General features: G+C 66.8%; 20 protein-coding genes. 8 read left to right on the top strand and 12 right to left on the bottom strand.

Going from position 1 to position 21889, the window contains the following annotated elements; all coding sequences use genetic code 11:
- Positions 1–79 precede the first annotated feature (79 nt).
- Positions 80–2968, bottom strand: a complete 2889-nt coding sequence (locus RH90_RS10855; protein WP_010185663.1) for a TonB-dependent receptor — start codon at positions 2966–2968, stop codon at positions 80–82.
- Positions 2969–3184: 216 nt separating this feature from the next.
- On the opposite strand from RH90_RS10855, the gene RH90_RS10850 reads away from it, so the two are divergent.
- On the top strand, positions 3185–3901 hold the full coding sequence (locus RH90_RS10850) for an FCD domain-containing protein (RefSeq protein WP_010185662.1): 717 nt from the start codon (positions 3185–3187) through the stop codon (positions 3899–3901).
- Positions 3902–3910: 9 nt separating this feature from the next.
- On the opposite strand, the gene RH90_RS10845 is transcribed toward RH90_RS10850, so the two are convergent.
- The 4 genes from RH90_RS10845 to tssK are packed head-to-tail and all read right to left on the bottom strand — an operon-like array spanning position 3911 to position 6222.
- Positions 3911–4255: an L-rhamnose mutarotase gene (locus RH90_RS10845; protein WP_010185660.1), complete on the bottom strand. Its 345-nt coding sequence runs from the start codon at positions 4253–4255 to the stop codon at positions 3911–3913.
- Positions 4256–4269: 14 nt separating this feature from the next.
- Complete coding sequence (locus tag RH90_RS10840; protein ID WP_010185658.1) at positions 4270–5082, bottom strand: kinase; 813 nt, start codon at positions 5080–5082, stop codon at positions 4270–4272.
- The gene (locus tag RH90_RS10835; RefSeq protein WP_010185657.1) at positions 5072–6043 is read right to left on the bottom strand and encodes a 2-hydroxyacid dehydrogenase; all 972 of its coding nucleotides are present in this window, start codon (positions 6041–6043) and stop codon (positions 5072–5074) included. The genes RH90_RS10840 and RH90_RS10835 overlap by 11 nt, the downstream gene beginning before the upstream one ends.
- Positions 6040–6222, bottom strand: a complete 183-nt coding sequence (gene tssK / locus RH90_RS10830; protein ID WP_010185656.1) for a type VI secretion system baseplate subunit TssK — start codon at positions 6220–6222, stop codon at positions 6040–6042. The genes RH90_RS10835 and tssK overlap by 4 nt, the downstream gene beginning before the upstream one ends.
- Before the next feature lie 575 nt (positions 6223–6797).
- Between tssK and rfbC the strand changes: the two genes are divergently transcribed.
- From rfbC to RH90_RS10815, 3 genes are all read left to right on the top strand, one after another.
- Complete coding sequence (gene rfbC, locus RH90_RS10825; protein WP_010185655.1) at positions 6798–7340, top strand: dTDP-4-dehydrorhamnose 3,5-epimerase; 543 nt, start codon at positions 6798–6800, stop codon at positions 7338–7340.
- A complete protein-coding gene (gene rfbD, locus RH90_RS10820) occupies positions 7337–8191 on the top strand; it encodes a dTDP-4-dehydrorhamnose reductase (RefSeq protein WP_010185654.1) in 855 nt (284 codons plus the stop codon). Before rfbC ends, rfbD begins: the two co-directional genes overlap by 4 nt.
- 408 nt (positions 8192–8599) lie before the next feature.
- Positions 8600–9895, top strand: coding sequence for a sugar transferase (locus RH90_RS10815; protein WP_029625235.1), 1296 nt, complete (start codon positions 8600–8602; stop codon positions 9893–9895).
- On the opposite strand, the gene RH90_RS24765 is transcribed toward RH90_RS10815, so the two are convergent.
- The 4 genes from RH90_RS24765 to RH90_RS10795 form a co-directional block, all read right to left on the bottom strand.
- Entirely contained in the window at positions 9896–10222 is a 327-nt protein-coding gene (locus RH90_RS24765) for a J domain-containing protein (protein WP_442852471.1), read from the bottom strand.
- Positions 10223–10450: 228 nt separating this feature from the next.
- Entirely contained in the window at positions 10451–10687 is a 237-nt protein-coding gene (locus RH90_RS24760; RefSeq protein WP_010185651.1) for a hypothetical protein, read from the bottom strand.
- Positions 10688–10813: 126 nt separating this feature from the next.
- A complete protein-coding gene (locus RH90_RS10800) occupies positions 10814–11809 on the bottom strand; it encodes a GDP-mannose 4,6-dehydratase (RefSeq protein ID WP_010185650.1) in 996 nt (331 codons plus the stop codon).
- Positions 11810–11897: 88 nt separating this feature from the next.
- Positions 11898–12974, bottom strand: coding sequence for an EpsG family protein (locus RH90_RS10795; RefSeq protein WP_010185649.1), 1077 nt, complete (start codon positions 12972–12974; stop codon positions 11898–11900).
- 230 nt (positions 12975–13204) lie between these two features.
- Here RH90_RS10795 and RH90_RS10790 point away from each other — a divergent pair, with 230 nt between their 5' ends.
- From RH90_RS10790 to RH90_RS10780, 3 genes are all read left to right on the top strand, one after another.
- Entirely contained in the window at positions 13205–14428 is a 1224-nt protein-coding gene (locus RH90_RS10790; protein ID WP_010185648.1) for a glycosyltransferase, read from the top strand.
- Positions 14428–15513 carry a glycosyltransferase family 4 protein gene (locus RH90_RS10785; RefSeq protein WP_010185647.1) on the top strand — a complete coding sequence of 362 codons (1086 nt, stop codon included), beginning with the start codon at positions 14428–14430 and terminating at the stop codon, positions 15511–15513. Before RH90_RS10790 ends, RH90_RS10785 begins: the two co-directional genes overlap by 1 nt.
- 96 nt (positions 15514–15609) lie before the next feature.
- Complete coding sequence (locus RH90_RS10780; protein ID WP_157134572.1) at positions 15610–16497, top strand: class I SAM-dependent methyltransferase; 888 nt, start codon at positions 15610–15612, stop codon at positions 16495–16497.
- A 25-nt stretch (positions 16498–16522) separates the two neighbouring features.
- Here RH90_RS10780 and RH90_RS22085 read toward each other — a convergent pair whose 3' ends face one another.
- From RH90_RS22085 to RH90_RS10765, 3 genes are read right to left on the bottom strand one after another with little or no spacing between them, the layout of a single operon-like run.
- The gene (locus RH90_RS22085; RefSeq protein WP_010185643.1) at positions 16523–17560 is read right to left on the bottom strand and encodes a glycosyltransferase family 2 protein; all 1038 of its coding nucleotides are present in this window, start codon (positions 17558–17560) and stop codon (positions 16523–16525) included.
- On the bottom strand, positions 17557–18108 hold the full coding sequence (locus tag RH90_RS24610) for an acyltransferase (protein ID WP_269724300.1): 552 nt from the start codon (positions 18106–18108) through the stop codon (positions 17557–17559). Before RH90_RS24610 ends, RH90_RS22085 begins: the two co-directional genes overlap by 4 nt.
- A gap of 14 nt (positions 18109–18122) precedes the next feature.
- Entirely contained in the window at positions 18123–19580 is a 1458-nt protein-coding gene (locus RH90_RS10765) for an O-antigen translocase (RefSeq protein ID WP_010185640.1), read from the bottom strand.
- 324 nt (positions 19581–19904) lie between these two features.
- Between RH90_RS10765 and asnB the strand changes: the two genes are divergently transcribed.
- Positions 19905–21878 carry an asparagine synthase (glutamine-hydrolyzing) gene (asnB, locus tag RH90_RS10760; protein ID WP_010185639.1) on the top strand — a complete coding sequence of 658 codons (1974 nt, stop codon included), beginning with the start codon at positions 19905–19907 and terminating at the stop codon, positions 21876–21878.
- Positions 21879–21889 lie beyond the last annotated feature (11 nt).

Genomic DNA, 21889 nt, shown 5'->3' with positions numbered 1-21889 from the left:
GGCAGTATCGGGCGGGTGACAAGCGCTTCCGAACTGGTGCGCGCATTGAACCCGCCTGAGATCGGCGAGGCGGTCGGGGTCAGAAGCGGACGCGCACGCCCGCGGTATAGCGCCGCCCGACCTGGCGATATTCCTGCGTGTCCGCGACCACATTGGCGTAGTGGAATTCCTTGGAGTCGGTCAGGTTGGTGGCGTCGGCCGTCAGGATGACGTTCTTGGTCAGCGACAGCTGGACCCCCGCGTCGAGCTGGTCGTAGCTGGACACGAATTCGGGAATGCCGGTCTGCGTCTGCGGCGCGAAAAGATAGCCGTCGCGCCGCGTGTACGACGTCCGCAGCTGCACCGGGCCCTTTTCGTAGAACAGCACCGCGGCGTACGAATTCTTCGACAGGCCTTCGAGCGAGTAGGACGTCGAAGCCTTGGCCGCGTTGGTATAGGTCGCGTTGCTGTCGGTATAGGTATAGCTGAGCTGCGTGCCGAACCCGCTCAACAGGCCGGGCAAGAACTTGAACAGCGTGCGATAGCTGACCTCGATCCCCTTCACCGTCGCGCCTTTGCCGTTGATCGGCTGATCGACGATGAAGGTCACCTGATCGACTTGCTGCGGCGTCACCCCGCGCGTGATGAACGAGTCGATCGATTTGTAGAAGAAGGTCGCCGACAGCAGCGAGTCGCGATTGTAATACCATTCGAGCCCGGCTTCCGCCTGCGAAGCGCGGAACGGCTGCAGATTGGGGTTGCCGTGCGTGATGCGCTCGTTGCCCGGGTTGCTGGTGATCGTCTGCGCCGGCGAGAGATCGGTCAGCGTCGGTCGCGAGATGACGCGCGACGCCGCGGTGCGGAACACCAGGCTCGGCGTGATGTTGAGCCGCACGTTCACCGAGGGCAGGATATCGGTGTAATGGCCCTTGAAGCTGAGCGGCGTAAGGCCCGACAGGACGATGACGTTCTGCCCAGTCCCGTTGGGCCTGGCGCTCAGCACGGTCTGGCCCGCGCCGATCGAGCTGAAATTGGTATCCTCGACCCGCACGCCGGTGTTGATCGCCAGTGGCAGCGAGCCGAGATTGCCCTTGAACTCGAACATCAGATAGCCGAGCGCGACCTTCTCCTTCACCGACGAACTGGCGGCTGGATCCTGCGCGATCGGCAGCAGGTTGCCCGAGTGCAGCGCGGGGTCGGCGGTGCTGTTGAGGCCGACCAGGGACTGGAACAGGCTCTGCGCGTTGTAATCGACCCAGTTGGCGGTATTGCCGCCTGCTGCCCCGCCGAAGAAATTGTACGTCGTGGGGGAGAACAGGCTCGACGGGGTCAGCACGTCGCTACCGCAATAGGCGCAGGCGTTGGGCTCGGTGAAGCCGGTGGTCGCCTTGGTGCGCGACGAATAGCCCGCGCCGCCATAGACGGTGATCTGCTCGCCCTTATACGCGCCGTCGAGATGCACCTCGTTAATCGTGTCCTCGAGGATCTGCCCCTCCGACTGAATGTAATGGCCGAGGCGATGGTTCACGTCGGTCGCGGCATTGGCATAGGTCGGGTTGCTGACGGTGAAACTCGCGAGCGGGGAGCCGGTATTGCGGTCATAGGTATAATCGAGATGCTTGAGGCGCGAGGTGGTGAAGAGCCCTTGCGAATCGTCATATTTCGCGTTGGTACGATCGACGTCGAGCGCGACGCTGAACGGCCCGCTGTCCCATTTCGCGTTGAAGCCGATGAGATAGGTGGTCGATTTGGCCGGCCGGTCCTCGACCACGACGTCGACCGTGCCGTCGTGGAAGGTCTCCGATGTCGCGGTGCCGCCGACATGCACGGTGCGGCTCTGGCCACCGACGATTTCGGTCGTGTTGGTGCCGCCCGACACGACCTGATTGACAAGCGTCCCGCCGCTGAAATCGGGCCCGATCCCGCTGCCATGATAATGTTCGTCGTCGTGCGAATAGAGCCCGTCGAGCGTCAGGAGCAGGCTGTCGGTCGGCTTGAACTGGACCGTGCCGTCGAGCCCGATCCGCTTGCGGTGCGAGAATTCCACCTGGTTGATGAAGTTGTGATACATATCGACGTTGCGGAACAGCGTGACCTTGCTGGGGTCGATCCGCGGCGTGCAGCCGCCGCCGCTTGCCGCGCCGACGCACAGTCCGCTCGCGCCGCTGCTCACCTGGCCGTAATAGCCGTCGTCGAAGCTGCGCGGATAGGAACTCGCCCCGACGAAGAAATTGTCGGTCCGTTCGTTGCGCTCGTCATACGAGCCGACGAGCGACACGCCCAAGGTTCCCGAGGCATTCTTCCACGTGACATAGGCCGCCCCCGATGGCGTCGCCTTGTCGCCGAGCGCGTCGACGTTCGCGCGCAGCGAGCCGCCGCCGGCGAAGCCGGTGTGCTGCTCGAGCGGGCGCAGCGTGTGGATGTCGATCGTCGCGCCGATGCTCGCGCCGTTGAGATTGGCCTGCGGGCTCTTGAAGACGTTTGCGCCCGCAATCAGTTCGGAGGGCAGGATATCGAAATTGAATTCGCGCCCCGCGCCGTCGGTCGCGATGACGCGGCCATTGACCGTCACGGTGTTGAATTGCGGCCCGAGCCCGCGGACCGTGACGCCGTTGCCGACGCCGCGATTGCGGTCGATCGTGATGCCCGGCACGCGCTGCAGCGATTCGGCGACGTTCTGGTCGGGCAGCTTGCCGAGATCCTCGCTGGCGATCGCATCGACCGAGTTGATCGCGTTGCGCTTGACGTCGATCGACTGGCGCTGGCTCGCGCGGATCCCGGTGACGACGATATCGGCTGCACCGTCGCTGCCCGGAGCGGGGTTACGGACGCCGGTCGAAGTGGGCGGGGTCTGCTGGGGCGAATTCGTGTCGCCGGGTGTCGGCGCGCTTCCCCCGTTCGACTGTGCCTGCGCAAAGGCCGGCGACGCGAGCGCCAATGCGGTCGCTGCAAGCGCGACACCACCATTCAGTCGTGCGATCTTTCCCATAATCCCCTCCTCGAGTTTTTCTCGTTAGGGATATCAGTACCGCGCATATGAAATATGTCAATTCGTCTTTTAGGTATTTCAATTAGGGCTTCTGACTCGCGAGCACCGCGCCCGACGTCCACCCCGGCTGGCTTTTCGGGTAGCGCGCGACTAGGGTTTCGTGAGATACGACTGGCTCGATCCCGTCCGGGCCGAGCTTTCTGAGGAACAGGATGGATGCGGGCCTTGGCCGGAAAATCAAAGAACGATCCCGTAAAGGCGATCGAGATCGACCTGCTGGGCGATGGCGACGCCAGCCTGTCCGACAAAGCCTATGCCGCGATCCTCGAAGGTTTGTTCGATCGGACCATTCCGCTGGGCGCGGAACTCTCGCAGGCCGATCTGGTGCGGTTGTTCGGCATGACGGTGCAGCCGCTGCGCGATGCGCTGCGCCGGCTCGAAACCGAGGGATTGGTGACGATCCACGCGCGCTCCTGTATCCGTTTCATCCGCGCCGACCTCGAACTGTCGCGATCGACATATCAATTCCGCTCATTGATCGAACGCGCGGGGGCGCGCGCGCTTGCCGAGAGCGGCGACGCAGGCGAAATCCAGGCGCTAGTCGAGGATCACACGGCTTTGCTCGCCAAGCTGGAAGGCGGGGCATGGGGGGCTGAGGAAGAAGCCCTGCTCGACCGGGTCGAGGAGCACCTCCACGGCGCGCTGATCTCGTCGCTGCGCAACCAGCTGATCGAGGTCACCGCGCGCCGCCTCAAGAATTACGTGACGCTGGTCCGGCTCGACTGGCTGACCACGCGCCCGCTGGCGATCCGCACGCTGCGCGAGCATCTCGACATCCTCAACGCCTGCGTCGCGCGCGATGCCGACGCCGCCGAAGCAGCATTGGTCACGCATTTCCAGCTCGCGCTGCAGCGCCTTATCGGGATGCGCTAGGCGCCGGCATTAGGGCTGCTCGGCGAGGCTGTAGATCCGCTCGGCCGCGATCCACTTCTCCCCCGCCGGAGCGAAGGGCAGCCGCCGCTGGAAGCGGTCCATCAGCACGTCCCACGCGCGGACCTCGGGATCGGCGGCATCGCGCGCCGCATTGGCGGCGGGGTCGAATTGGGGCGTCGTCTCCATCACCATCACCAGGCGATCGCCGACCTGCCAGATGTCGAGCGCCGCAACGCCGCCCGCGCGGATCGCCGCCGTGACCGCCGCGGGCGGACCGCCGGGGCGGTGCCAGTGGCGATAGGCGGCGATCAGCTCGGGATCGTCGTCCAGGTCGAGCAGGAGCACGTGGCGCATCGATATCCTCCGGATCAGGACGGCGAAATCGGTTCACGCCGATCGACCGCGCTGCAGCTTCGATCGTCGTCGAGCTGGAGTACCAGATCGGCATAAGCGGGCATGGTGGCGAGGATATGCCGCGTCAGCCGCTCATAATGGCTGACGAACGCGCGCACCTCTCGATCGGACATCACCCCGACGCCGTGCGCGCCCGAGCGCCGCAGCGCCTGTTCCTGCTCGAGCCGCCACGCCAGCACGCGCTCCCAGCTCGGCGCGCGCAACAAGGCGAGGAGATCGATCCGCGCGAACAGACGCTGATATGCTCCCGCGAGCGCGGCATCGGCATAGCGCCGCCACACGCCGAGCGGGTCGCGCTCGCGCTCGAGCGTGTTGACCGGCTCCCTCAGCGCGGACGCATCCTGCGGGCGCGCGCCGACGCACCAGCCCTCGAAGATCACCAGGCGCGTCGGCACCGGCGCGGGCCTCCAGAGCGCGGAATCGACGCGGTCGTCGGTCGCCTTGTCGAAGCGCGGCAGCGCGACCGCCTGTCCGGCGTCGAGCCGCGCGAACGTGTCGAGCCCGAGCGCGACGTCGTGCGTGCCCGGAACGCCGCGCGTCGCAAACAAGGGGTGGACGTCCGCGGCCAGCCGCGCGCGCTCGCGCCGCGTGTGATAGAGATCGTCGAGCGACAGGACGACGGTATCCGCAAAACGCGTCGCGAGCGCAGACGCGACGGTCGACTTGCCGCTGCCCTGCGCGCCGCACAGGCCGAGCACGAGCGGAACGCGCCGCGGCTGCGCGAGCGCCTGCCCAATCGCCGCGGCGAGGATCGTCTCAGGCGACACGGTCGGGCAGTGCGCGATTCGCGAAGAAGGCGTCGAGATTGTCGGCCGCCTGCATCCCCATCGCTTCGCGCGCGCCGCGCGTCGCGCTGCCCAGATGCGGCAGCAGCACCGCGCGCGGGCTGGCGAGCAGCGCCGCGCCGACCGTCGGCTCGTTCTCATAGACGTCGAGCCCGGCCGCCGCGATCCGCCCTTCCGCCAGCGCCGCGACCAGCGCGGCCTCGTCGACCACCGATCCGCGCGCGGTGTTGACGAGGATTGCGCCCGGCTTCGCCTTGGCAAGCAACGCCGCGTCGACGAAGTGATGCGTCGCGGCGCCGCCCGGAATGTGCAGCGACACGACGTCCGCCGCCGCCATCAGCGCTTCGGCCGAGTCGACCCGGCTCGCCCCGAGCGCCGCCTCGACCGCGGGCGCGGCGGGGCTGCGCGAGAAATAGCGGATGCGCATGCCGAGCCCGCGCGCGCGCGCCGCGGTGCGTTGCGCGATCCGGCCGAAGCCGATCAGCCCCAGCGTGCACCCGTCGAGCGATTGCCCGATCAGATGCGTCGGCCGCCAGCCGGTCCATTGCCCCGCGCGCAGCTCGCGTTCGCCTTCGCCGGCGCGGCGCGCGGCCATCAGCATCAGCAGGACCGCGAGCTCCGCCGTCGCTTCGGTCAGCGCGCCCGGGGTGTTGCTGACCGCGATCCCGGCCGCGCGCGCCGCGGCGAGGTCGATATGATCGACCCCGGCGCCGTAACTGGCGATCATCACGGCACGGCGGCCCGACGTGGCGAGCAGATCGGCATCGATCCGGTCGGTGATCGTCGGCAGGATCGCGTCGCAGTCGCGCAGCGCGTCGCGCAGTTCGGCTTGGCTCAGCGCAACGTCCTCGCGGTTGAAGACGACGTCGTACCGCTCGGCGAGCCGGTCCTCGACCGCCTCGGGCAAGCGGCGGGTGACACGGACGCGATGGCGCGCGATCACGCCCCCGCCTCCGCCCCGGCGGGTGACGGCACCGGCGCATCGGTCACGCCCCACGGATAGGGTCGCGCCACCCGCGCCTGCGCGCCGATCAGCGCCGCGAAGGCCCGGTCTTGCTGCTGGAAATGCTGTTGCCGCAGGAACAGGCCTTCGCGCCAGGCGACGCGGCCTTCACCGAGCATGGCGCCGGCGTGCCTTTCGACCGACTAAAGGGGTAGCATGGCGATCCATCGGTAGCTCCGGGCAATATCGTCGGGTCGTCGCGGCATTGACGATCTTCCCGCTTCATTGTCATGTCGCCACCGCGTCGTTGCGCTACGCCTGTAACCGATGGGCCGCTGCCGATTCGGTGGCCAGGCGGTCGAGCGATGCAATGATTTCGGCCGAGACAGTCGGCTGATCGACCGCGCCTCTGGCCACCGCAGGCGATCGAGCGGATCGATATCCTGCCCGAAGACGCCGCGGTCGAATACGCTTCGAAAGCGACCAAAAAGCCGTCAACTTCGTCCTTCGCGGGAGGTTCAGGGGACTGACGGTGGAAGTGTGGCTCCATACCGGCACGCACGCGTCGCTAATCGATAGCGCGCATTTCGTGAAGGTACCTGAGCGCCAAGTCTCCGAGATTTGCGGCCCCGACCGCATTTGCGTGGCGTATGCGGTTTATTGTTTCTCTTAGCGAACGAATCGCGGCGCCATTGCGGAAAAGCGGCTATGGCGGATATCTGATGCAGCTCTTGTCCGGCAAATCGGCACCGCTTTGAAGATCGTCGAAACCCCCCTGCCCGGCTTGCTCGTCCTCGAGCCGCGCGTGCACAGCGACGAGCGCGGCTTCTTCCTGGAAACCTGGAATGCCGAAGCCTTTCGCGATGCCGGGCTCGACCACACCTTCGTGCAGGATAATCACAGCAGATCGGCGAAGGGCGTTCTGCGCGGATTGCATTACCAGAATCCGGAACCGCAGGGGAAACTCGCACGCGTGGTCGCGGGTGCAGCTTTTGACGTCGCGGTCGATCTGCGCCGCTCCTCCGCGCATTTCGGCAAATGGTTCGGTATCGAGCTCAACGCCGACAACCAGCGGATGCTCTGGATCCCGCCCGGCTTCGCGCACGGCTTCCTCAGCCTGGCCGACGATACCGACTTTCTGTACAAATGTACCGCATTCTACCGTCCGGCACACGAAGTCGCGTTGCTCTGGAACGATCCCGCGATCGGCATCGCCTGGCCGATCGACCGCGCTCCTATTCTCTCTGCGAAGGACACCGTCGCGCCGGGTCTGGCCGATACGCCGGCTTACCCGTGAAGGCGCTCATCACCGGGGCGGATGGCCAAGTCGGCACCGCGTTGCGGCGCGCCGCACCCGATAGGGTCGAGGTCATTGCGGTCGATCGGAGCACGCTGGACATTACCGATCGCGCGGCGGTCGAGGCGATGGTCGCACGCGTTCGGCCCGACATCATCATCAACGCCGCCGCCTACACGGCGGTCGATCGTGCGGAAAGCGACACCGCGCTGGCCAAGGCGGTGAACGCGACCGCGGTGGGCCACCTTGCCGCGGCCGCCCGCGCCGCGGGCGCACGCTTGATTCAGGTATCGACCGACTATGTCTTCGATGGCCGTGCGGCGGTGCCGTATTCGCCCGCCGCCGCCACGGCCCCGCTCAGCGTCTATGGACGCACCAAGCGCGCGGGCGAAGTGTTGGCCGGCGAAGACGCGCTGATCGTGCGCACCGCTCGGGTGTATGGCCCGACCGGCAACAATTTCGTGCGGACGATGCTGCGGCTGATGGCCGAGCGCGGCGAGGTGCGAGTCGTGGCAGATCAGATCGGCACGCCGACCTATGTGCCCGGATTGGCTGCGGCCTTATGGGCGCTCGCGGGGCAAGGTGCGACCGGGATATTCCATCATACCGATTCGGGGAGTGCGAGCTGGTACGATTTTGCGGTCGCGATCGCGGAAGAAGCGCGCATTTTGGGGCTTCTCGTCGACGACGTGACCGTGACGCCGATCGCCACCACCCAATTTCCCACCCCGGCAGGGCGCCCACTCTATTCGGTACTCGATACGAGCGCGACCACCGCACGATTAGGCGTGGCGCCGCACTGGCGTAGCAATTTGCGCATCGTGCTGAACGCGCTTCTGCACAACGGCTAGCGCGGAGCTCTATTGGCCATAGCTCGGCAGCGGCACCTACTCCCCAATCCCAAGCGCGACTTTCGCGGCACCCGAACGGTCAAAAGGACGGACCGCCGGCCGAATCTCCCACAACGCGGAAAGTGAAAACGTCGATGTCCGGATCCGTCCTTGAACCGCGACCTCTAATTTCCGCAAATGTCTTCGTCACGATAGTGGAAGTAAGCGTCTTACTCGTACCATCACAGTCATATATCTTGGTATAAACGTTAGCGATCCACATTCCGATAAATTTTCGCATTGCATATACCAGCTCGTCGATTACTTTGCAGTACGATAATTTACAGATCTACCCGTAATTGCGGTACTCGTCTTTTCCCTGACGACAGAGGATCTTGCGATCATGCACTGGGTAAAGTGTATGGCCCGATGCTGATAACCGGCGAGCAGGACCGGTCGGTGCGGACCGCCGCGCCGCGCGTCCGCCTGCTCTTGCCGGTCCTCGTCCTTAGCGGGACCTCCTACGCCATCCCGCTGATCGCGCCGCTCATCACCTCCGGAACGCTGGCAGGCGATCTCGCGAGTACCGGCAATACGCAGATCACCTCTTTGATCGCCGCGCTCTCCGCGTTGCTCATCTTCCATCGGATCACGGCCTATCCGGGAACGCGCGCGTTCGGCTTCATCCTGCCGGCATTCTCGACGACGTTCGGCCTTGCCGTGACGATCCTGCTCGTATCGCGGATAAGCTATAGCGGATCGATGTTGCTGACGGGATACGTCGCGTCGATATCGGCGACTTTCCTGCTCGGCTATTTCGACCGACGCGGTGCCCGACAACGCATGTATTATGTTCCGAGCGGGGCGACCGGGATCGTCTCCGACGCACCGGAGATCCACTGGGTGAAGCTCGTCGAGCCGGTCGTGCCCGACGATCCCGGCGCCGCGATCGTGGCGGATCTGCGATCGCAGCATTCGCCGGATTGGGAGCGGATGCTGGCCCGGGCGGCGATATCGGGCATCCCCGTCTACCACACGAAGCAGTTGCACGAGTCGCTGACCGGCCGGGTGCAGATCGAACATCTGTCCGAAAACAGTTTCGGCTCGCTGCTCCCCGCGCTCGGATACCGCAGCGTCAAGCGGATGATCGACGTCGTCGTGAGCATCGCGCTTCTCCCGCTGCTGCTGCCGGCGTTCGTCGTCGTGGCCGTGCTTGTCCACCACAGTTCGCCCGGGCCGATCCTCTTCCGCCATCGCCGGGTCGGATACCGCGGCGCGCCGTTCGACATGCTGAAGTTCCGCACGATGTTCGAGCGGCAGGCCGATCCGGACGAAAGCGCCGCAAGGCTCAACGCGATCACGACCGCCGGCGACGATCGCATCACCAGGATCGGTCGCGTCCTGCGGCGATTGAGGATCGACGAACTCCCCCAGCTCATCAACATCCTGCGCGGCGAGATGAGCCTGATCGGCCCGAGACCGGAGGCCGTATCGCTGTCGCAATGGTATGAGAGCGAGCTGCCGTTCTACACCTATCGCCACATCGTGCGGCCGGGGATCACGGGTTGGGCGCAGGTGAACCAGGGCCATGTTTCGGGGCTCGACGATGTGCATGTCAAACTCCATTACGATTTCTACTATATCAAATTCTTCTCGTCCTGGCTCGACCTGCTGATCGCGCTGAGGACGATCGGGATCATCCTGACCGGCTTCGGCGCGAAATAGTCACGCCGACAGTTGCTGCATCAGCAAGGTTGCCACGAACAGCCCGGCCAGAACCGCGAGAGCGATCCGCCGCTGCCGCCGGAGCGAAACCCGCGAGGCCGATGCCCCGCGTCGCCGATCGTGCCGGTGGAGGCGGCGCAGCACGGCAACCTGCCGGCGCTGATGCTCGCTGTCCCCGACCTCGAGCAGGCGATCGTACTCGGCACGCGTCACCCCGTTGGAAAGGCAGCGATAGGCCTGTTGAACCTCTTGCAAGCGGCGTGGAAGATCCCCGCTATGATCGGGATGATGGCGCCGGCTCAGCCGGACGAAGGCATCGCGTATCATGCCGTGCGGCGCATCTCGCGGCACGCCGAGCACCTGGTAATAATCGGTCCGAGACACACGAACCGTGGAGCCACGCGTCATTCGCATCCGGCGATCACCTGCGACTCAGATGCCGGCATCCCCGCGTATCGATGCAGGTTTTCACGCATAGCGGTCGGATTGCGTGGCGGTCACGGGAACACGCGCAGGAGCGAAGCCACCTCCCGCTATCACACCCCGATCGCGCGATTACGGGCTGTTGGGGCCGTCGTCGCCACCGGCGCCAGCAGCGATACCGGCACCGGCTGCGCCGAGCGCGGCCAGGAAAATCGGGAGGCGGCTGGCCAACGACGCGTCAGCGACCCCTTCGGCGCTCTCTGCGGACGGATCGGTCAAGGGGGTCTGGACGGGTGCAGCGACCAGGATCGCGGGCACCGCCACGAGTGAAAGTCCGACAAGCGCCGTATGGAATGCCCTGAACTTCACGGTTTGTCCCTTCGTGGTGTCTTACGAGGTTCAACACCGTCTATACGCACAGATGACGCATGATGTCGATACGATTCGCGCGAACGAATATTTGACGGCTTCTCGGATCGGGCAGCGCAGATCGATCTAAATGCTATGATACGCTCGAAACCACTTCACGAACAACGGAACGCCTTCGGCAATCGCCGTGCGGGGGTGGAAGCCGAGGTCGCGCTGGATTGCCCCGATATCGGCGTAGGTGTCGCGGACATCCCCCGGCTGCATCGGCAGTAGGCGCCGCTCTGCGCGGCGGCCGCACGCTTGCTCGATCAAGCCGATCATCTCGCCGAGATCCTCCGACCGGCTGTTGCCGATGTTGTAAAGCCGGTGCGGGCTGACGCTGCCGCCCGCTTTGCGCACGCCGTCGTCCGGCGGCACGGAGTCGAGACACGCGACGATCCCCGCGACGATATCGTCGATATAGGTGAAGTCGCGACGCATATTGCCTTCACCGAAGACGTTGATCGGTTCGCCCGCCAGGATCGCTTTGGTGAAGAGCCACATCGCCATGTCGGGCCGCCCCCACGGGCCGTAGACGGTGAAGAACCGCAAGCCGGTCTGCGGCAGGCGGTAGAGATGGGCATAGGTCTCGCTCATCAGCTCGTCGGCCTTCTTGGTGGCGGCGTAGAGCGAGAGCGGCTGATCGACACGGTCCTCGACCCGGAACGGGAGCGTGGTGTTGCCGCCATAAACCGAGGACGAGGAGGCATAGACCATATGCTCGACGCGGCGGTGGCGCGCGAGCTCGAGCAGGTTGAGATGCCCCGCCAGATTGGCCTGGAGATAGGCGCGCGGATTTTCGATCGAGTAGCGCACCCCGGCCTGTGCGCCGAGGTGGACGATCCGGTCGAACGCCGCGTCCTCCAACGCGGATTCGAGCGCGACGTGATCCGAAAAGTCCAGCTGGCTGAAGGCGAACCGCTCGCCCGACCGTGTCAGGAGCGCGAGGCGATCGCGCTTGAGCCGCGGATCGTAATAGTCGTTGATACTGTCGATGCCGAACACCGTGTCGCCGCGCGCAAGGAGCTGCCGGGCGACGGTGAAGCCGATGAATCCCGCGACGCCGGTGACGAGAACCCGCATTCCACCCCTCCCAAAACCCGTTCGCGTCCTTGGATGAGATCCCCGCGCAGGGCAAGGCGCCCCCGGAATCGCGATCGCTGTACGACCGTCATCCCCCGTCGCGATCGGCGTCATCGCTGGTCAGGACGACGTTGCGATACGGCAGCCAGGTATAGGAGAAGGTGCCATAGGCGAGATACACATATTGCACCGCGCAGCAGTACCCCAGAACCGAGATGGTGGTGAGGATGCTCGCCCGGCGCGCCAACCGCGTCGACCCCAGATTGCCATAGACGAACACCTGCAACGGGATGATGAAAAGCGACAGCCGGTCCACCCCCACCGACGATGACGAATAGAGCAAGGCGATGACCGAGGCGATCGCCATCGCCGACATGATCGTCCAGATCAGCCGTTCGGACGACGACAGCGCGAACGTCCGGCGGAAGACGAGGAAAAGCACTGCCGCCAGGACATTCATCGCGATGCGGATGGTCGCACCGCTCGACTGATAATCGCTGTTCACATAGTTGGCGACGAGCCTGTCGGTCGACCCCTGCAGCGCGAACAGCGCCAGCAGCGCGAACGCCAGCACCCCGAAGATGCCCATCAGGGCGTTGCGCCGCGCGATCGGGGCCAGCAGGATCGGCAGGAACAGGATTGCGGTCTTGTGGAACAGCGCGGCCAGCACGACCTTGGCCACCACCGCGAGCAACCGGTCGCGTCCGGTGCCCGAGATCGCCCAGCAGAGGATGCCGATCGCCGCCGCCTGCCGCGTGTAGCCCATCCCGACGACGATCACCAGATACGGCACCGCCACCGCCATCGCCAGCCACGGGTTGGGCTGTCTTCGCAGGAGTGTCGAGAGACCCACCAGGAACACCGCGGCGCAGGCGAGATTGACGAGATAGATTCCGCCGTCGACCGTGGCGGATAGCCAATTGAGCAACGCGTAGGCGGGTTCGGCGAGCGTCAGCGCCGTACCGAGCGGCTGAAGCGCGATGTCGCTGTACAGGTCCTCGTAGGTCGCCCAGTCGCCACCGACGCGATATCGCAGACCCACCATCAGGATCGTGACGGCAAGCGCGATGCCGTACAGGATGCGCTCCACCACCACCTGCCCCTTTCCCGAGAACTGGATGGTGCCCACGATCCAGAGACCGAGCAGCGCGAAATACGGTATCACTCGATCGAGCCCTCCCCACCATCGGATCACGCCCCGGCTGCACCTGGCAACGGCGTAGCGAAGGCCGGCGCGAACGGCAAAACGCGAACGCGGGTCATTGCCGATGCGCGGCGACCGTTGCCAAGCCTCGCCCCCTACCCTAGACTATTTTTGCGCTTTGTCGGAGGATCTTACCCTGACGCCTCATTTGGTCCCAGCCAGCAGTCGGACAGACGAAGCGCGTCGCTGACATGGCGCCGAACGCATCGAGCGCGAGGCCGACCGTCCTCTACATGAGCTACGATGGCCTGCTCGAACCGCTCGGCGAGAGCCAGGTGGTCGCGTATCTCGAAATCCTCGCCGACGACTATATCATCCACATCATCAGCTTCGAAAAACCCGGCGACATCGCGCAGCGTGAGTCGATGGCGCGGATGGAGACCCGGCTTCGCGCGGCGGGAATCGTCTGGCATCCGCGGCGTTATCACAGACGCCCCAAAATCCTCTCGACGCTCTGGGACATGACCAGAGCGATGCTGCTGGCTCTGGTCCTTGCGCTCCGCCATCGCGCCCTGCTGCTGCATGCACGCAGCGTGCTGTGCGCGGCGATGCTGTTTCCGGCAAAACTCGTCGGCGGGGCCAAGCTGCTCGTCGACATTCGCGGTTTCTGGGTCGACGAACGCGTCGATGGCGGAATGATCGCCGCGCGGGGCGCCGTTTACCGGGTGCTCAAGCATCTCGAGAAGACGATGCTCGTCGGGGCCGATCACATCGTGACGCTGACGCGCGCGTCGGTGCCGTTGCTGCGCGACGACGCGCGATTCGGTCGGACCCTCGCGCCGATCACCGTGATACCGACCTGCGCCGATCTCGCGCTGTTCTCGCCCGCGCTATCCGCGCCCGGCGCGCGCGACCTGACGATCGGCTATGTCGGGCAGATCGGCACCTGGTACATGCTCGACGCAATGCTCGCCTTCTTCGCCGCGGTGCATCGCCTGCGGCCCGATGCGCGGCTGGTGATCGTCAACCAGCACCAGCAGGACCAGATCGCCCGCGCATGCGAGCGACACGACATCGCCCCGCGCGCGGTGGAAATCGTCGCCTCCGACCATCGATCGGTGCCCGCCCACATCCGCCGCATGGACGCAGGCCTCGCGTTGATATCTCCCTTCTTCTCGAAGATCGCGAGCGCGCCGACCAAGCTCGCCGAATATCTCGGCTGCGGCGTTCCCGTCGTCGGCAACGCCGGCTGCGGCGACATGGCGCGGATCATCGCGGACGACGGCGTAGGCGTCGCGATGCCCGACACTCGCCCGGAGACGATCGAGGCGGCCGCCGCCGCGCTGCTCGAATGCCTCGCCGATCCGACGCTGGGCGCGCGGTGCGTCGCCTCCGCGCATCGGCACTTCGCGCTCGATGCGGGGGCGGAACGCTACCGAAGCATCTACCGCTCGCTGACCGATGGCGCGACGTGATGCCGAGCATCCTGATCCTGTGTCCCTATCCGCAAGGCGTCGCGGCGGGTCAGCGGCTCAAATACGAACAATATCTCGACCAATGGCGCGCCGCCGGGTTCGACGTCACCGTCTCGTCCTTCATGGACCTCGCGCTGTGGGATCGCGCCTATCGGCGCGGCCATTACCTCGGCAAAGCGCTCGGCACGCTGCGCGGTCACCTGCGCCGCCTGCGCGATCTCGCGCGCATCCGCCGCTACGACATCGTCTACGTCGCGATGTGGGTAACCCCGTTCGGCACCCCCTTGCTCGAATGGCTCGCCCGGCGGCTGGCCAAGCGGATCGTTTACGACATCGAGGACAATCTGCTGAGCGAACAAGGCGCGCCATCGGGCCTGCGCCAGCTCCTGAAGGGGCGCGCCAAGGCGCGCTTGCTGCTCGAGCGCGCCGACCAGGTGATCACCGCCTCCCCGTTCATGGTCGAGCGCTACCGCACGATCAACCGGCGGGGCGCGGTGACATTGATCTACCCGTCGGTCGACACCGATGCCTTCCGCCCGAGCGCAACGCCGCGCGACCCCGCCAAGCCCGTGATCGGATGGACCGGCACGTTCAGCTCGCGGCCCTATCTCGATCTATTGCGGCCCGTGCTGTGCGAACTCGCGCGCCGCATCGACTATCGGTTCGTGGTGATCGGCAATTTCGCCTATGACTTGCCCGGTGTCGATCTCGAGGTGTTGACCTGGTCGGCCGCCGATGAGGTCGCGCAGATGCAACGGCTCGACGTGGGCCTCTACCCGCTGCCCGATGACGATTGGGTGCTCGGCAAGGCCGGGCTGAAGGTCATCCAATATATGGCGTTCGGCATTGCGAGCGTGTCAAGCGCGATCGGGACCGCCACGCTGCAGGTCACCGACGGTGTCGACGGATTTCTCGTCCGTACCGATGAAGAGTGGCTGGCCATGCTCGAACGTCTTTGCCACGATGCGGAATTGCGCCACCGCGTCGGCGCCGCCGCACGGCAGGTGGCCGTCGCCACTTATTCGCGCCAGGCGACCGGGCAACAGTATCTGAGCGTGTTGGCATCGGTCCTGGCGACCGATTGATGCAAGCTGGAGCCGCCGATGGGCTATGACTTCACTCAGCGCGCACAATGCCCGGCCTGTGGTGGCACGAACCGCGAGCCGTTGTGCGATGCGCCGTTGGACGGCATCGCGCTGGGGCCCGTCATCGCGCGGCATTACGCGGTCGACCCCGTCGTGCTGGCGGGTGGCAGATATAGGGTGTCCCGGTGTCTCGCCTGCGCCACGATCTATCACACCGAGGTCGCGGGCGAGGCGCTGCTTACGGACCTGTACGACGTGTGGCTCGGCGCGGCGGTCGGCGCGGCGTATCGGGCGGAATTCGACTGGCTCGTCGCGCATCCGCGACAGAGCCGGGACGGACATGAGATCATGACGGCCGCATCGTTCCTCGAGATGCCGCTGCGGGGCTTGAAGACGCTCGATTACGGCATGGGCCAGGGCCTCTGGGCGCGCGTGGCGCTCGGGCTCGGCGCGGCTTCGCATGGGTTCGACCTGTCGGAAACCCGCATGCGCGCCGCGCGCGAGCATGGCGTCGCCACGATCGGCTATGGCGACATAGAGGGCGGCCGCTTCGACCTCGTCAACACCGAGCAGGTGATGGAGCACGTCACCGCGGTCGAGGCGGTCATGGCGCAGCTGTCGCGCGGCCTCCGGCCCGGCGGCTTGCTCAAGATCGCCGTTCCGGCCCAGGCGGCGGTGGACGAAGCGATCGCGGAGGTCGCGTCGGGCAAGGTCCCCGACGCGAATCGGCTGATGCCGGCGTTCCCGCTGGAACATGTCAACGCGTTTACCAGCGCCGGGTTGCTCGCGCTCGGCGAGCGATTCGGTCTGCAGCGCGTGACCCCCACGCTCGCGCAGCGCTTCGCCTTTCTGCGCACGGCCGGAACCGTCTCGACGCGGCGTCCGAAAAATGCCGTCAAGGAGCTCGTCCGGCCCTTCATTCCCTACGAAAGCCGGCGGGATCTCACGATCTGGTTGCAGGCGCCGGTCGTCGACGCTGGGTGACGCCGGAGGCTGCGGAAACCTTCCCCTATCGCGATCGCTTGATGTCCAAGAAGCGGTCCGCCCCCAGCGCGAGGACTGCTGCGATCCGCGCGATTTCCTTGCTGGTCCGGCGTGGCGCCCAGAAGCCGAACGCGAGCCGGCACGCCAGCCCCAGCGCGGCGGCCCATCGCCCGGTGTAGAGCGCGGTCATGTAGCGATATTCCGACGCAAGCCGCCGTTGCCGACGCAATGGGCGATCGAACCGCGGAAAGGCCCGGAGCAGCGCCTGGGTGCCAAGAACATTGACGTGCGCGCGCGTCAGCGTTCGGAGTGCCGCAGCGCGCGTCGCCGAAAGACCGCTCGTGTTGCCCGCGAAGATCCGATAGTCGAACAACGCTTCGTCGATGAAGCCGACGACACCGTCCGGTCGCGAGACGATCGCATATTGCGCGAGCAGATGATCCTGATAGCTGAGCCGGCGGAACTGCGGGATCGCGACGCTGGCGATGAACCGTTCGAGATCGGGGAGATCGATCGCCGCGCGCCGGATGCTGTACGCACTGCCGAGCCACACGCCGCGATAGCCGGTGATCGAGTCCTTGAGCCGCTCCGAAAGTAGCTCGGGCGAAGGATGGCCCTGCAACAGCCTGCGCGTGTTGCGTTTCGTCGCGTCGATCGCCCCGGTCGCGACACCGTCGGCATCGATGATGGCGTAATCGTGCGACAGCAGGATGAGGTGCGGATCGGCCGCGAACGCCGCCGCGACGCGCTCGAGCTTGTGCGGGCGCCACAGATCGTCGCCGTCGAGAAAGGCAATGATCTCGCCGCTCGCGACCTGCAGCCCGGCGAGGGTCGCGCCGAGCACGCCTTCGTTCCGCGCGAGCGCGACGAGTCGGATGCGATCGCCGAACGTCGCGATCCGTTCGCGCGAGCCGTCGATGCTCGCATCGTCGACCACGATGATCTCCGCCGCTGCGCACGTCTGATCGAGCACCGATCGGATCGCGCCCTCGATATAGCGTTCGAGATTGTAGCAGGTGATGATGACGCTGACGGTCGCCGGGCTGACGGCCGCGGGCGTCATGCGTCGAGCCGGCGGATCACCCGCGCCGGATTCCCCGCCACCACGCAGTATGGCGGCACGTCGCGCGTCACGATGGCGCCGGCCGCGACGATGCTCTTGCGCCCGACCGTCACGCCCGAGAGGATGATCGCGCCGGCCCCGATCCATACGTCGTCTTCGATGACGATCGCCTTCGATAGATGCGGCGGGCGTTTGGACTCGAGGAAACGTTCCACGTCGAGGCCGGTGTCGATGACCTTGCAGCCGATCGAGAAGACGACGTTGCGGCCGACCCGGATCGCATGGTGCCCCGCGAGATAGACGTCGGGGTTGATCGCACAATCGGGCCCGAGAACGATGTTCCGGCGATTGCCGACGCGAAACGTTCCGAACGCATGCACCCGTTGGCCGAGCTTGAAAAAGGCATAGGCCTGCCAGAAGCGCGCCATCAGCGGACGAAGCAGGCTGCGCGCGCGCATCGATGACTCCCTTGTGCCAAGGCCCTGAGGCTTGCCCCAACGCCCTGATAGAGCAGGCGGTACGATCGAAACAGGGGCGACGTCGATCAAGGCTGCGCGCCCCGTCATCGCAGGCGGAGGAACGCGCCGCCGGCGCTGATCGCGGCGAGGACGATGCCGAATGCCGTCGCGGCGGGCGCGGAAAGCTGATCGACGAGGGCGATGGCGACGACTCCGGCAAACCCCAGCCCCGCGATCGCAAGCGTGCGCCGGGGCGGGATGAAGCCGATCATGCGTCGCGCCGCGATCAGCAGCACGGGCAGATAGATCGCATAAGCGAGACAATAGGCGATTCCCGTCGCCACCAGTCCGAACCGCGGCATCAGCCCCCATACGGCGGCGACCATCACTGCCATGAGCAGCGTCTCGACCAGCCAGTAGAGCCTGCCGCGCCCTTGCGCGAGCACGATGAAGGTGAGCGGCCAGCTCGCGAGCTTGAGCACGTCGCCGGCGATCTGCCAGCGCAGGATCGTCACGGTCGGCGCGAACGCGTCCGAATAGAGCAAACGCACGAGCCATGGCGCGGTCGCTTGCACAGCCAGCATCACGGGAAGCGCGAGCAGCAGCGCCACCTCGGTCTGGTCGGCGACCATTTTGCGCGCGACGGCGTGTTCGGCGATGACGGCACTCAGCCGCGGAAAGTAATCGGTCCCCATCGCCGCGAGCACGAAGCCGACATAGGTCGCCGACAGCGTCCAGGCGGCGGTGAACTGTCCGAGCGCCGGCGCACCGAGCCGATCGCCCAGCACGGCCCGGATCAGCAGCAATCCGAGCGGCAGCGCGAGTCCCCCCAGCATCGTCGGAAGCCCGAGCCTGATCAGGTCGCGTCCGGTCGCGGCATCGAACCGCCGCGCGCGGGGGCGTCCCGGCGCGGCGGGGACGGCCCCGCGCGCCGCCCGTTCGGCGCGCCCGACATAGCGCGCGGCGATGATCACCATGCCGAGCGGCGCGGCGACGACGAACGCGGTGATGCCGCGCGCGCCGAACGCCACCAACGCCGCGATCCCGAATGCACTGCCGAGTGCGGCGCCGCCGACCTGGGCACGGGCGAGGTCGCCGAGCCGTCGCTGCCCGTTCAGCAGCCCGAACTGCATCGACGACCAGATCGTCAGCGCGACCGCGGGCGCCAGCCAGCCCACCTGCCAGCCGGACGCCACCGCCCCAAGCCCGAAGCGGGCGATCGGCCGGGCGAGGAGCCACGTTGCGACCCCGCCCGCGATGGCGAGCACCGTCGTCAGTTCCAGCACGGTCCGCCGCACCTGCGCACGCGCCGGTTCGTCGATAGCGCTCGCCAGCGCGCGCACGCTGGCCATCGCGACGCCGAGCCCCGCCAGGCTCGCGAGCATGGTGACGAGGTTCAGCAGCAGGCCGATGATCCCGACCCCCGCTGGGCCGAGCAGCAGCGCTGCGACCTTGTTGCGGAGGATGCCGATCGCGATGTTCAGCACCGACGCCCCGCCGACGATCGCGGTCGCGCGCAGGATCGCCCGGCTGACCGCGACGGGAACGCGTTCGGTCACCACCGCTCAGCGCCGCGGCGCGGTGCGCAGGCGACGTCGCATCCGCCCGATCGAAGGCGATATCGCAAGCGGACGACGCGATCGTAGCGGGCGGCAAGACTCCAGAACGTATCTCCGCCTGTTCGATGCGCGCGCCGACCGCCCCTGATCGGCCATAGCGACCCGCGGATCGCAGGCCGGTCGATGCGATCGCGGCCGATGTTTCCGCCGCACCGAGGCTATCAGCGCCCGGCAATCGAGGCAATTGCGATAGTGCGCCAGCCCGACGCCAGGTTGCCGCTTCCTCACCGGCGCGGTAAGGGGGGGGCTTTGCCGGGGGGGCTGACGATGTGCGGTATCGCGGGGGCTATCGGCACCCGGCCTGTCGACCTCCAAGTTGCGACGACGATGCGCGACAGTCTCGCGCATCGCGGACCCGACGATGCCGGCCTGTGGCGATCCGACGATGGCCGCGTCGCGTTGCTGCACCGCCGCCTGTCGATCATCGACCTGTCGCCGCTCGGACATCAGCCAATGGCGTCGGCCTCCGGGCGCTACAGGATCGCCTTCAATGGCGAGATCTACGACCATCGCGCGATCAGGGCGGAGCTCGCGGCCGAGCGGAAGGCGCCGCAGTGGCGGGGGCATTCCGATACCGAGACGCTGCTCGCCGCCATCGATGCCTGGGGCCTCGCGCAGGCGCTTCGCCGCGCGACGGGAATGTTCGCGATCGCGCTGTGGGATCGCCGCGACCGCACCCTGTCGCTGGCGCGCGACCGCTTCGGCGAGAAGCCGCTTTATTACGGCTGGGCGGGCGGCGTGTTCGCCTTCGCCTCCGAACTCGGCGCGATCCGGTCGCTCCCGGGCTTCGACAATCCGGTCGATCGGAGCGCGCTGTCGTCGCTGCTGTCGCGCACCACCATCCCCTGCCCGCAATCGATCTATCGCGGCATTTTCAAGCTGCCGCCGGCAAGCCTGTTGACGCTGACGATCGACGCGGCCTGCGCACCGCGCACCGCGCCTTTCGCGGACGGGGCGCACGACGGCGCGACGCTCGCCAGCTACTGGTCGTACCGCGCGGTGGTGCAGGACGGACTGGCCGATCCGTTCGAGACCGAGGAGGACGGGATCGCGGCGGTCGAGGCGGCGCTGTCCGCGGCCATCGTCCGCCAGTCGGTCGCGGACGTGCCGGTCGGCGCCTTCCTGTCGGGCGGCCTCGATTCCTCGACCGTGGTGGCGCTCTACCAGGCTGCGTCGCGCGGCACGATCCGCACCTTCTCGATCGGCTTCGAGGAAGCCGGCTTCGACGAGGCGGTGTACGCCCGCGCGGTCGCACGGCACTTCGGCACCGAGCATCACGAGCTCTACATCGGAGCGGCGGAGGCGCTCGCCGTGATCCCGCGGCTCGCGGCGATGTACGGCGAGCCGTTCGCCGATTCCTCGGCGGTGCCGACGCATCTGGTCAGCGCGTTCGCGCGGCAGCATGTTACCGTCGCGCTGTCCGGCGACGGCGGCGACGAACTGTTCGGCGGCTACAATCGCTATCTGCACGCGATGCGTCTCTGGCGCGCCTTCGCGCGCCTCCCCGCCGGGGTCCGGCGGGTCGCGGCTTCCGGCGGGGCGCGGCTGCCCGACGCGGTCTGGAACGCGATCGGCGCGGTCGCGGCGGGTGGCAGGCGCCCGCCCGCCTTCGGCAGCAAGGTGCGCAAGACGCTCCGCACCGCGATCGCCGCGCGCGGGTTCGACGACGTGTTCGCCTCGCTGCTCGACGAATGGCATCTCGCGGCGACCCCCGTGCTCGGGATCGACGCGCACGCGCGGCGTCCGCTCGACATGGAGGTCGGCGCGGCGCCCGACGCCGTGCGGATGATGTTCAACGACGCGACGACCTACCTTCCCGACGACATCCTGACCAAGGTCGACCGCGCCGCGATGGCGGTCGGCCTGGAAACGCGCGTGCCGTTTCTCGACCATCATCTCGCAGCGGTGGCGGCGCGCGTCCCGCTCTCGCGCAAGATCGTGGGAAGCAGCACGAAGCACGTCCTGCGGCAGATCCTCTACCGGCACGCGCCGCGCACGCTGTTCGAGCGCCCCAAGGCGGGGTTCGCGCTGCCGCTCGGCGCATGGTTGCGCGGGCCGCTGCGCGATTGGGCGGAGGATCTGCTCGATCCGTCGCGGATGCGGCAGGAGGGATATCTCGATCCGGCCCCGATCCGGCAGCGCTGGGAACGGCATCTCGCCGGCAGTACGGAGGACTCGCCGGCGCTGTGGGCGGTGCTGATGTTCCAGGCGTGGCTGCGGCAGGGCGGCGCGGTCGGCTGATGGGCGCCCCG

Source organism: Sphingomonas sp. PAMC 26605, assembly GCF_000241485.1.
GTDB lineage: Bacteria > Pseudomonadota > Alphaproteobacteria > Sphingomonadales > Sphingomonadaceae > Sphingomonas.
Note: the sequence above shows the minus strand (reverse complement) of the source record. Positions and strands in the feature narration are given on the sequence as shown.